The following is an 11,506-nucleotide window of genomic DNA, read 5'->3' as shown; positions in this document are numbered from 1 at the left end:
GGTGTGCGAGTACTGCGGCTGCCAGTCCCTGGCGTCGATCGACGAGCTGACGCGGGAGCACGACGAGGTCGTCCGCTTGATCAGCCATCTCCGCCCCGCTCACCAGGACGGTGACGTGGACCGGATGGCGCGGGTCGCCCGCGAGATCGCGACCGTGCTCGGCCCCCACACCCAGGTGGAGGAGCACGGCCTGTTCCCCGCGATGGCCCGGGACTTCCCCGAGCAGATCGCCGCCCTGAAGACCGAGCATCGCCACGTCGAGGCCGTCCTGGGGGAGGCCGCCGGCGACGTCACGCCGTCGGATCCGGCCTGGCCGGGGCGGCTGCTGGCAGCGATGGCCATGCTGCGCGATCACATCCTCAAGGAACAGGACGGCGTCTTCCCGGCCGCCCTCGCCAACCTCAGTACCGAGGACTGGGAAGCGGTCGAGGCCGAGCGCCGGAGGGCGGGCGGTGCCCTGTCCCGGCCGACCGCCTGACCGATCGCACTCCAGCCCCGGCCGGGCGCCACACCAGGCACGCCCTGTACCCCCGCTCCACCCGAGCGGGGGTACAGGGCGTGCAGACCCGCCGAGCGGAGCCTGGGGAGTTGCTCCGGCACGCAGGCATCCGTACCAAGCCACGTGTGGGTCGTGGTGTGGCTGTTGACCTTCGAGGGGACAGCGCTCGTAGAGTCGTGTGCAGCTGTGGCCGATCACGATTCGAACGCCACCGGACGCACTTCAGCACCGTGAGGCGGTCAGGGACCGTCTCGCCGAGGTCCTCGATCTGATCGTCAACGGTGGACCTGGCGTGCAGACGGGCCGGACAGCGCCGCGAGTGCCGTGGCCGCCGGTGTGAGGTCCGGACGGGCTGGCGTCCGCCTGGCCGCGACCGCCCTGGTCCTCAGCCCGAGACGGCCTCGGCCCAGCCGCGGTTGACGGTTTCTCTCGCCTTCTCCCTCTGCGCCTCCGTCGGAAACGTCGGCGTGCCCTCGACCGTCGGCAGTTTCTCCGCGGCGGCCTTGTCGAGGGTGCCGTCCTTCTCCATGGCGTCGATGAGGACGGGCCGCGCATAGGCGCCGAGCCGGATATTCTGGCCCTCCGGGCTGAAGACATACTCCTGCCACAGACGTGCCGCCGCGGGGTGCGGGGCGTCTTTGTTCACCCCGTTCGCGTAAAACTGGGCGAAGCTGCCGTCGAAGGGGATGGCGGTCCGCCAGTCGACGTCCGCGCCCTTCTCGCGGAATTCGTCGGCGTATCCGAGGTTGAGGAAGTCCCAGTCGATGCTGATCGGGGTCTGGCCCTTCGCGATCGTGGCCGGGGTGGACTCGACCGGGATGAAGTTGCCCTTCTTCCTGAGCTCGGCGAAGAAGTCGATGCCGGGCTGGATGTCGTCGAAGGAACCCCCGTTCGCCAGAGCCGCCGCGTACACCCCGGCGAAGGCGGAGCCGGACCTGGTGGGGTTGCCATTGAGCGCGACCTTGCCTTCGTACTCGGGCTTGCGCAGGTGGGCGAAGGTGGCGGGGCAGGTCTTGACGCGCTTGGCGTCACAGCCGATCGAGATGTAACCGCCGTAGTTGTTGTACCAGCGGGCCCGCGGGTCCTTCTGCGACTCGGGGATCTGGTCGTACGCGGCGACCTTGTACGGAGCGAGCAGGCCCTGCCGTGCGGCGGCCTGGGCGAACGAGTCGCCCACGTCGATCACATCGGGGGCGTGGCCTCCGCCCCTGTGCTCCTTCAGGGCGTTGATCTCGTCCTGGCTGGTACCTTCCGGGTTCTCCACCATGACCTTGATCCCGTACTTCTTCTCGAAGCCGTCGATCAGTGCGCCGTAGTTGGCCCAGTCGCTCGGGAGCGCCATCGTGTTGAGCGAGCCCTCCTTCTTCGCCGCCGCGGTCAGTGCTGCCATGCCGCCGGCGTCCGCGGCGGAGGTGGCCACTGCGGGTGCTCTGGGCGCGGCGGTGGGCTTGTCTCCGCAGGCGCCGAGGAACGCCGCCGCGAGGGCCAGGCAGGCGGCGACGGAGGCTGTCCGGAGACCGGGTGAGGCCACAAAGGCTCCATAACGGGCGGTCGCGTACTTATCGAGGCCAGCGTACGTTCGGCGACCTCGGCAGCGCAGTCCCAGACGGTGGTGTCCGCCGTCTTCCCTGCGGCTGCCGTACCGGCGCGTGCTCAGAGTCCTTCGTCGTCCCACCCGGCCAGCAGCGCCTCCCCGAGATCCGTCGCGGACGGTGCGGCCCCGTCGTGAAGGGCCTGCTCGCTCCAGATGATCTTGCCGCGGGCGGTGTAGCGGGTGCCCCAGCGCTCGGCGAACTGCGCGACGAGGAACAGGCCGCGGCCACCCTCGTCGGTGGCCTCGGCCCGGCGCAGGTGCGGGGAGGTGCTGGACCCGTCGGAGACCTCGCAGACCAGGCTGCGGTCGTACAGCAGCCTCACCCGGATGGGCTCGGTGCCGTAGCGGATGGCGTTGGTCAGCAGCTCGCTGAGGACGAGTTCCGTGGTGAAGGCGATGTCCTCCAGGCCCCAGTCCGCCAGTCGGCGGGCGCAGGCGTTGCGCATCGGAGACACCGCCGCGGGGTCGAGGGGCACGTCCCACTCGGCGATCCGCTCGGGGTCCAGTCGGCAGGTGCGGGCCACCAGCAGCGCGACGTCGTCGCTGGGCCTGATGGGCAGCATCGCGTCGATCACCGCGGTGCAGGTTTCCTCCGGGGTGCGGGCGGGCCCGGCCAGGGCGGCGCGCAGCGCTGCCAGGCCCGCGTCCGGATCGCGGTCGCGGCTCTCGATCAACCCGTCGGTGAAGAGTGCCAGCCGGGAGCCTTCGGGCAGGGTGGCCGTCATGGTCTCCATGGGCAGACCCGCACCCAGGCCCAGCGGCGGGGAGACCGGCACCTCGGGGAAGGACACGGTACCGTCCGGGCGGACGAGGGCGGGGCCCGGATGCCCGGCGCTGGCGGCGGTCACCTGCCCCGAGACGGGATCGTAGATGGCGCACAGGCAGGTGGCTCCCGTGATCCCCTGCCACTCCTGCTCGTCGGTGTCGATGTGGGCGACCAGCTCGTCCAGGTGGCTCAGGAGTTCGTCCGGGGGCAGGTCGAGGGTGGAGAAGTTGTACACGGCGGTGCGTAGGCGGCCCATGGTGGCGGCGGCGTGGAGACCGTGGCCGACGACGTCGCCGACCACCAGGGCCACTCGGGCGCCGGGCAGCGGGATGACATCGAACCAGTCGCCGCCCACCCCGGCCTGGGCAGCCAGATAGCGGTGCGCGACCTCGACGGCCGACTGCTCCGGTACGCCCCGGGGCAGCAGGCTGCGCTGCAGGGTGACGGCCATGGTGTGCTCGCGGGTGTAGCGGCGGGCGTTGTCGACGGACAGCGCCGCCCGGGTGGTCAGCTCCTCGGCGAAGGACACATCCTCCTCGTCGAACGGCGGGGAGTCCTGCCCCCGCCAGTAGCCGGCCATCCCCAGCACCACGCCCCGGGCCCGCAGGGGTACGACGATCAAGGAGTGGAGGCCGCGGTCCAGGATCTGCCGGGCGTTGGCCTGGTCCTGGGCCTGCCATCGGTGAGTGGCGCGCAGGTCCGCCTCCAGGACCGCATGGCCGCCGGCCAGCCCGGCGGCCATGGGACCGGTGGGAGCGAACCGGATCAGCTCGCCGACGGGGGAGAGCGGGTGGTCGCCCTGAAGGCCCACGACGGCGGTGCGGCGCGTCTCGGTGCTCCCTTCGGCCGGCTCCTCGCCGCGCAGCACCGGGTCCAGCAGGTCGACCGTGACCACGTCGGCGAGGCGCGGGACCGCCACCTCCGCCAGTTCCTCCGCGGTGCGCTCCACGTTCAGCGTCGTTCCGACCCGCACCCCCGCGTCATAGAGCAACTTCAGCCGCTCGCGGGCCACCTCGGCCCTGCCGGAGAGTGCCCGCAGCTCGGTGGTGTCCCGCAGCGTGACGACGGTCCCGGCCTGCCCGTAGGGGGCGGTGGGCCGGATGTTCACCGCCAGCAGCCGATCGGCTGCCATGTGCAGCTCGTCGGTCGCGGAGCGGCCCGACGCGATCGGATCGGCGATCCCCTCCTCCAGACCCAGGTCCGTGACGTTGAGCCCTTCCGCGTCCACCGGCAGATCCAGCAATCGCCGTGCCTCGTCATTGGCCAGCAGCAGCCGTCCGCCACCGCCGACGATCAGTACGCCCTCTCGCACCGCGTGCAGCACCGCGTCGTGATGCTCGTACATCCTCGTCATCTCGGCCGGCCCCAGGCCATGGGTCCGGCGCAGCAGCCGACGGCTGACCAGAGCCGTCCCGCCCGCGGACACGGCGAGCACCGCGGCGGCGCTGCCCAGGACGACCGGCAGCTGCCGGTTCACCATGCCCTGGACGTTCTGGACCGTGACCGGGGAGGTGACGACGGCGATGACGGAGCCGTCGGTGTCCTTGACGGGGACCACCGAGACCACGGACTGGCCCAGGGACCCTTCGAACGTCTCGGTGAAGGACTTGCCGGCCGCCGCCTTGGAGAAGGGGCCGACGACGTGCTTCCCGATCTGTCGTGGGTCGCTGTGGGTGAGAGTGACCCCGTCGAGCGTGTACACGTTGATGCCGTCGACCCCGGCGATCTTCCGGGCCGCTTCGGCGCTCGGCTGTAGCACCGCGCTCGGACGGGGGCTGTGCAGGGCCGCGACGATTCCGGGAGATTCCGCGAACGTTCCGGCGGCGGCGAGCGTACGGTACCGGGCGTCCAGCATGGCGGCGCTCCGGGCCTGCACCACGAGCGCCACCACCGCGGCGGCGACGAGAAGCACCACGACGGCCAGCTGCAGGAGGAACACCTCACCGGCCATGCTGCGCACGCTCAGCAGGGAGAACAGACGCTGCGGCCGCCGCGCCCTTCCCCCGGTGGGCTGGGCGTGCTCCTGATGCTCTTGGTGGTCTCCTGAGCTAGGAGGCCGTGGGGGAGAGGTAGAGCTCGTGGTCCAGCCGAGCAGCCGTCGCCGGAAATGTCCAAGGAGGTCGCTCACCACTCCATTTTCCAACCTCTGTGGGCCGTCGGCAGCGGGGAGCGACGGTCCTCGAGCAGAAGCGATCCGGGCGCCCCGCAGCGGAGTGAAGGTGTGGCGCGATGCGTGGGGGCGCGGGATCCGGGGGCCCGCAGTGGCCCGACGCGGCATCGGGAAGGTCGGCAATGGTTCAGCATGAGTCCTGAAAGACCTGGGAAGCTGACCGAAGATGCGCATGGTTGTAGGTTCCGGACGCCCCCCTGACCTGCGTGAAGCAGGTAAGGAGCAGACAAAACGGGAGATTCCGCCATCCCGATGGCCGGCACGCTGACGGTGACCGCCGGCGGAGATCACAGTGCGGCCGTGTTGGGGCGTCGCCGCCCGCGTAGGGCTCGACACGACGTCAGGCCCTCGTCCCGCTGCTCCGGATCGTCATGGGCGCGGCGACCGTGTACGGCACGCACGCGGCCCCCATGGAGGGTTTCGTAACGCGGTTGCCTCGTGGGTCGTCCGTGCGATCCCGTGAGCCGTCACAGGCGTCATGCTCACGCCATGACTGACATCCCCCGCCACAACACCGCGGAACCGCAGCGCGACCTCCAGCCGTCGGACGTTCCCGGAGGTGCCACCCGCAGGTCCGTCATAGCCGCCTTGGGCGGCGCCACCCTCGGCGTGGCCGCGCTGGGTCTCGCCGCCACGCAGGCGACTGCCGACACCGAGCACCAGGCCGCGGCCCGGCCGGCTGCAGCGTGCGTCCTCACGCCCGAGCAGACCGAGGGACCGTACTACCTGGACCTGGAGACGGTCCGCAAGGACATCACAGAGGGGAAGGCGGGTGTTCCGCTGACCCTCCGCGTGACGGTGGTCGACGCAGCGACCTGCGCCCCGCTGCCCCAGACGGCCGTCGACATCTGGCACTGCGACGCCCTCGGGATCTACTCCGGTTATGTTGCCGGCGGTTCCACCCCGGACACCACCTTCCTGCGCGGCGTGCAGCTGACCGACTCCGCCGGTGTCGCGGAGTTCACCACCATCTACCCCGGCTGGTACGTCGGCCGGGCTCTCCACATCCACCTCAAGACGCATGTGGGAGGCACCGTCTCGAACGGGACGTACCACGGCGGCCACGTGTCCCATACGGGCCAGCTCTACTTCCCGGAGACGTACAACACCAGGATCGCCGCCCTGTCCCCGTACCGGCGCAACACGGCCACCCGTACGCTCAACGCGCGGGACGGCATCTACCGCAACGGTGGGTCCTCGACCCTGCTGACCCTGACCCAGGCAGGCGGCGACCTCGGCAAGGGAGTCACCGGAACCGTCGTCCTCGGCATCGACCCCGCCGCCACCCCCTGACGCACCTGGATGCCTGCAGTGGCCGGCCCTGCCACGGTGTCGGCCATCGCACGCGCTACTGCGGCCGCACCGCTCCTGCCGGAGCCGACCGGCGCAGACTTCGTAGAGACACATGGCTGAAGGCGTGGTTTCGTTCCGGGGCGGTACGGCCAGGAGTCGGGGATGAGCCGGAGCCGAACGTGTGATGTGTGCGGTGCGACGCTGATCGTGAGACCGCACGGAGGTCGGCCGGCTCGATACTGCTCCAGCGCCTGCCGGCAGCGGGCGCTGCGGCGACGGGCGGCTTCTGGTGTCACGCCTGCGGTCTCGACGGCCGGTGGGAGCGTGATGCCGTCGGCGCTCGACTCCTTCGTCGGCCGGCAGCGCGAGCTGTCGGGCCTGCGTACCCTGCTGAGGAGCTCGCGCCTCCTCACGCTGACCGGTGCGGGCGGTGTGGGCAAGACCCGGCTGGCGCTGGAGTTCGCCAAGGGATTACCGAGGCGCTTCGCACGAGTCGACCTCGTGGAACTCGCCTCACTCCAGGACGGCGCGCTGGCGACGCAGTCCCTGGCCGCCGCGCTGGGGGTGGGCGAACGAGCGGGCCGGACCGGCGTCGACGTGCTGGTCCGGGCGATCGGTGACGCCTCCCGGCTGCTGATTCTGGACAACTGCGAGCATCTGGCCGAGCCGTGCGCCCGGCTGGCGGCGACCTTGCTGGGCCGCTGCCCCCGTCTGCGGATCCTGGCCACCAGCCGGGAGGCCCTGAGGGTGCCCGGAGAGACCGTGTTCCGGCTCGGTGAGCTGTCCCTGCCGCCGGCCGACGCCGGAGAGGATGCGACGGCCCTCATGCAGTCCGATGCCGTACGGCTCTTCGTCGAACGCGCCGCGAGCAACTCTCCGGGGTTCACGCTCCATCGCGGCAACGGCCATCTGGTGGCCGAGATCTGCCGGCGCCTGGACGGCCTGGCGCTCGCGGTCGAACTCGCGGCCCGACACGTCGGTGCGCTCGCGCTGAGCGACATCCTGGCGGGGCTGGACGACCAGTTCTGCCAGTTGGACCTTCTGACCGGGGGAAGCAGAACCGGACCCGCACGCCACAGCGGGTTCGCCGCAGCTGTCGACTGGAGCCATCGGCTGCTGGATCCGGCCGAGCAGGCGGTCTTCCGGCGCCTTTCGGTCCTGGTCGGCGGGTTCGACGCGGCCGCCGCGCAATCAGTCTGCGCCGGTGACGGCATAGGCCGACGACAAGTATTCCGCATCCTGTGCGCCCTGGAAGCGAAGTCGCTCGTCGTACGTCTGCCGGGAGAGACGGCGCCCACACGCTTCAGGCAGTTGAGTGCCATCCGTGCCTGCGCCCTGGACCGTCTGCGTGCATCCGGCGAGCTACACGCCACCCTGCGCCGGGCGCTCGCGTGGCTGACCGACCTGGCCGGGCGGGGCCGCGGGGAGGTGTTCGCCGACCAGGCCGGCAGCCCGCTCGCGGTGGAACGGGACAATCTCGTCTCGATACTGGCCTGCGGCGCCGGCCACGGTGATGCCGTACTGGCGCGGCTGACACTGGAGCTCGCACGTGTGCACTACCAGCAGGAGCAGCCGTCGGCCGCCCGTGCGCTGCTCACCGGACTGCTGCGGGGAGCCGGGGGCCGGGCGCTGGGTGGGCAGGTGCCGGCGCTCGCCGCACGCGTGGCCTGCCAGCAGGCCGATCTGGACGAGGCGCTTCGCCTGGGTGAGCAGGCGGTGCGGAGCGAACGGATGCGCGGTGACGCCGCCGGACTGGCCAACGCCCTGGACGCCCGGGCGGCCGCGCGCCTGTGCCGCGGTGAGTTCGCCGAGGCCGTCGCGGATCTGAGGGAGTGCCTGGAGGTCGTCGCTTCCCCCGGCATCCCGCAGGACATTGCCTGGTGCACCCATCACCTGGCCTGGGCGCTGCTTCAGTCCGGCGGGGAGCTGGAGGCCGACGAACTGATGACACGGTGTCTGCCCGTGCTGAGGCGACAAGCGCCGTGGCCTCGGACCGCGGCCGCGCTGCACACCGCGGGAGCCGTACGGCTGGCCTTGGGGCGCCTGCGCAGCGCGGAGACCTTGTTCGCCGAGGTGCTGCGGATCGCTCCAGGGGCCAGTTTCCATGCCCTGTACCCCGTGGAGGGCCTGGCCCTCGTGGCCGCGGAGAGCGGCGACATGCAGCGTGCGCTGAGGCTGTACGAGGCGAGCGTGCAGGCGCGGCGCCGCCTGGACACCGAGCCCGAGGCTCCCTGGCGGCACAGGATGGAACAGGCGGCGGCGCGTGCCCGGACGCGGCTGTCGGCTGCGGCGCAGGAGGCTGCCGTCGCCGGTGCCCGTGGACTGCGCGGAGAGCGGCTGGTCGCGTACGCGCTCGGCACAGGGAGCGGCGAGGACCGATCGAGACGCGATGTCCGCGCCACCGACGAGCGGCTCCGGCTCACCGTAAGGGAGTCCACGGTGGCCGAACTCGTCGCCGAAGGGCTGACCAACCGGCAGATCGCGGACCGGCTCGGCCTTTCGATCCACACGGTCGCCACGCACCTGGACAAGATCCGCGACAAGCTGGGCCTGCGCTCTCGCACGCAGATCGCACTGTGGGCAGCCGCACGGACCGAGGGTGGGTGCACAGCCCGGCGGTGAGCACCTGGAACAGGAGAAGCTCGGACATGGAGGACCGGACCAATCGTGCTCCGGACATGGTGACACGTTCGGCTGGTCGGCGGGGTTCCGCTCGCCGACGGCCGGGAGAGCAAGATGGTCGCGCCCGCGCGGTGTGCTCGGCCTTCACCGCCGCGATGCGCCGCTACGGAGTGCCCTTCGAGGTCCTGACGGACAACCTGGGCACGGCCACGACGGAGGCGATCACGACGAAGCGGGGGTGGTCGTCGATGCCGGCGCGAGGAGTTCCTCGATCACGTGGCGCCGTTCGAGTCGCTGGCCCCGACCCAGGAAGCGATCGACGGCTGGGTGCACGCCTACAACCACCAGTGCCCGCGTCCAGTTCCTGCCGGCGGGCGACCCATTCGGCGGCAGTGACGTGGTCGACCGGGGCCGGGGCGAGCGGTACCAGGGAGCGGTGCAGGAACGCCTGCCCGACCAGCGGACCCGCCGCACGAAGCACTCTCCGGTGCGACATACTCTCCTGATGAGTTCACGCACTTTCCCGATCAACCAGCCGATCACTGTACGGAGGGCCGTCGCGCGGGATGCCAAACGGCTCACGCGGCTCGTGCGTGGCTCAGGCGCCTACGAGGGTAAGTACGCAGCCGCAGTCGCGGGCTACCGGGTGGGTCCTGATTACATCGAGGCCCACCGCGCCTTCGTAGCCGTCGGCGCCGACGAGCATGGAGGCCGGGTCCTCGGGTTCTACTCGCTCGTCCTCGCTCCACCGGAGCTCGACCTGCTGTTCGTCGCTGACGAAGCGCAGGGACGGGGTATCGGACGACTGCTCGTGGCGCACATGCAGTCCGAGGCCCGTGCCGCCGGGCTCGACCGTGTCAAGGTCGTGTCGCATCTTCCCGCCGAGGGCTTCTACCACCGCGCCGGTGCAGTGCGGATCGGGACCGCCCTCGCGAACCCGCCCGCCGTGCCGTGGGACCGTCCCGAATTCGAGTTTCGCATTCCTTCGGGCCTCCTCGGCGACCCGGGCACACTCTGAGCAGTTCGGTCTGGTGGCCGCCTTTCCCAACGCCGGCAGGAGGGTCAGGGGTTGATCCAGGCGCCCGGGACCTCAGCCAGTGCGGACACGTCTGCGGGGAGTTGGGCGGATGCGACGTCGGCGAGCGACACGCCGTCGAGGATCTCGCGCACGTTGGACCGCAGCGCGATCCACAAGGGGAGCAGCGACTCGGCCGGGCCGGTGTAGGACAGCTCCGGGGGGCGGACGCCGCGCACCGAGACCAGCGGTCCGTCCACGACGCGGATGACGTCGGCGATGCTGACGGACTCGGCGGGCCTGGCCAGGCGGTAGCCGCCGTTGCCGCCGCGTTGGCTGAGCACGAGACCTCCCCGGCGCATGTCGTTCAGGATGCTTTCGAGGAATTTGTGCGGGATGTCCTGGGCGGCGGCGATGGCCTCGGCCTTCAGTGGCCCGTCATCCCGTGACGCGGCGAGTTGCAGCGCGGCACGTACCGCGTAGTCCGCCCTGGCTGAGATCCGCATGCGCTCATTATCCCGTATGGCTGCGGCCGGTATCCGCTGCGAGCGGGCCGCCGGGCGGGGGTAGGTCTCCCCGCCCGGCGGCCGGTGGAATCAGGCCGCGGCGGGGGTGTAGTGGGAAGCGTCGTCGCCCTCGATGACGTGGCTGAGGGCGCCGTCCACACCGGCGGGGACGTCGCCCGCGACGGTCACCCGGTGCAGCAGGCGCGGGAGGTCGCCGTAGTCGTCGGGGGCGTAGTGCTGGGTGATGCGGTTGTCGAACAGGACCAGGTCACCGGGCGACCAGGCCACGCGCACGATGTTCTCGGGGCGGGTGACGTACGACTGGAAGATGCGCAGCAGGTCGCGGGAGTCGGAGGGGCCGAGCCCCACGATGCTCTGGGCGAAGCCGCCGATGAACAGTCCGCGCTCCCCGGTCTCCGGGTGGACCCGGACGACCGGGTGGGCGGTGCGGTACTTCCGTGAGACGAACCGCCTGCGGTGCTCGGCCGCCTTCTCGGACCTGGGGGCGGCGTAGTCGTAGTCGTTGGTGTGCACCGCCCACAGCTTGTCCGCCAGCTCGCGCAGCGGTTCGGGCAGGTCGCGGTAGGCGGCGGCCGCGTTGGCGATCAGGGTGTTGCCACCGTAGGGCGGGACCACGATGCCGCGCAGCGTGGACGCCTTCGGGGGAGTCCGGACGAAGGTGACGTCCGTGTGCCAGTGGTTGGCCCGGATGCCCTCGTCACCGTCGACGGGCAGGATCCGGGGCTGTCCTTCCACCGAGGGGACCGTGGGGTGCGCGGTGGTGAGCTCGCCGAAGAGGGAGGCGAAGCGGAGCTGGCCGGCGTCGTCGAGCTGCTGGCCGCGGAAGACCAGCGCCTTGTGCTCCAGGAGCGCGGAGTTGATCTCGCTGACGACGGCGGGGTCGAGGTCGGTGGAGAGATCCACGCCGAGGATCTCGGCGCCGATACGGCCGCCGATCCTGCGGATGTCGAAGCCGGTACTCGTAGTCATGTGGCGGGTGTCCTTCCAGGAGGTGACCGGCCGGGAGGCGACCGGTCGCGA

At 71.1% G+C, this 11,506-nt stretch carries 8 protein-coding genes; 4 read left to right on the top strand and 4 right to left on the bottom strand.

Features of this window, described 5'->3' with window-relative positions; all coding sequences use genetic code 11:
* The first annotated feature begins 1 nt into the window (after position 1).
* Entirely contained in the window at positions 2-478 is a 477-nt protein-coding gene (locus ABZ079_RS13835; RefSeq protein WP_356939633.1) for a hemerythrin domain-containing protein, read from the top strand.
* A gap of 406 nt (positions 479-884) precedes the next feature.
* Here the strand turns inward: ABZ079_RS13835 and ABZ079_RS13830 are convergent, their stop codons facing one another.
* Positions 885-2,030, bottom strand: a complete 1,146-nt coding sequence (locus ABZ079_RS13830) for an extracellular solute-binding protein (RefSeq protein ID WP_356939632.1) — start codon at positions 2,028-2,030, stop codon at positions 885-887.
* 122 nt (positions 2,031-2,152) lie between these two features.
* Positions 2,153-4,810, bottom strand: a complete 2,658-nt coding sequence (locus ABZ079_RS13825) for a SpoIIE family protein phosphatase (RefSeq protein ID WP_356939631.1) — start codon at positions 4,808-4,810, stop codon at positions 2,153-2,155.
* Between the two features lie 708 nt (positions 4,811-5,518).
* On the opposite strand from ABZ079_RS13825, the gene ABZ079_RS13820 reads away from it, so the two are divergent.
* The 3 genes from ABZ079_RS13820 to ABZ079_RS13810 all read left to right on the top strand — a co-directional run bounded on the left by ABZ079_RS13820 (position 5,519) and on the right by ABZ079_RS13810 (position 9,962).
* Entirely contained in the window at positions 5,519-6,322 is an 804-nt protein-coding gene (locus ABZ079_RS13820) for an intradiol ring-cleavage dioxygenase (RefSeq protein ID WP_356939630.1), read from the top strand.
* 327 nt (positions 6,323-6,649) lie between these two features.
* Positions 6,650-8,944 (top strand): LuxR C-terminal-related transcriptional regulator, encoded by a 2,295-nt coding sequence (locus ABZ079_RS13815; protein ID WP_356939629.1) that lies wholly within the window; start codon positions 6,650-6,652, stop codon positions 8,942-8,944.
* Between the two features lie 505 nt (positions 8,945-9,449).
* On the top strand, positions 9,450-9,962 hold the full coding sequence (locus ABZ079_RS13810; protein WP_356939628.1) for a GNAT family N-acetyltransferase: 513 nt from the start codon (positions 9,450-9,452) through the stop codon (positions 9,960-9,962).
* 44 nt (positions 9,963-10,006) lie between these two features.
* On the opposite strand, the gene ABZ079_RS13805 is transcribed toward ABZ079_RS13810, so the two are convergent.
* Together ABZ079_RS13805 and ABZ079_RS13800 are read right to left on the bottom strand one after the other, a co-directional pair.
* On the bottom strand, positions 10,007-10,465 hold the full coding sequence (locus tag ABZ079_RS13805; RefSeq protein ID WP_356939627.1) for an Rrf2 family transcriptional regulator: 459 nt from the start codon (positions 10,463-10,465) through the stop codon (positions 10,007-10,009).
* Positions 10,466-10,555: 90 nt separating this feature from the next.
* Positions 10,556-11,455 (bottom strand): TauD/TfdA family dioxygenase, encoded by a 900-nt coding sequence (locus ABZ079_RS13800; protein ID WP_356939626.1) that lies wholly within the window; start codon positions 11,453-11,455, stop codon positions 10,556-10,558.
* Between the last annotated feature and the right edge of the window lie 51 nt (positions 11,456-11,506).

The organism is Streptomyces sp. NPDC006314, from assembly GCF_040613075.1.
Lineage (GTDB): Bacteria > Actinomycetota > Actinomycetes > Streptomycetales > Streptomycetaceae > Streptomyces.
Note: the sequence above shows the minus strand (reverse complement) of the source record. Positions and strands in the feature narration are given on the sequence as shown.

What these genes read in the sequence shown, in the direction of transcription:
- ABZ079_RS13810 (WP_356939628.1), top strand. Translation starts at nt 9,450, where the DNA reads ATGAGTTCACGCACTTTCCCGATCAACCAGCCGATCACTGTACGGAGG.
- ABZ079_RS13815 (WP_356939629.1), top strand. Translation starts at nt 6,650, where the DNA reads ATGCCGTCGGCGCTCGACTCCTTCGTCGGCCGGCAGCGCGAGCTGTCG.
- ABZ079_RS13800 (WP_356939626.1), bottom strand. Translation starts at nt 11,455, where the DNA reads ATGACTACGAGTACCGGCTTCGACATCCGCAGGATCGGCGGCCGTATC.
- ABZ079_RS13805 (WP_356939627.1), bottom strand. Translation starts at nt 10,465, where the DNA reads ATGCGGATCTCAGCCAGGGCGGACTACGCGGTACGTGCCGCGCTGCAA.
- ABZ079_RS13825 (WP_356939631.1), bottom strand. Translation starts at nt 4,810, where the DNA reads ATGGCCGGTGAGGTGTTCCTCCTGCAGCTGGCCGTCGTGGTGCTTCTC.
- ABZ079_RS13820 (WP_356939630.1), top strand. Translation starts at nt 5,519, where the DNA reads ATGACTGACATCCCCCGCCACAACACCGCGGAACCGCAGCGCGACCTC.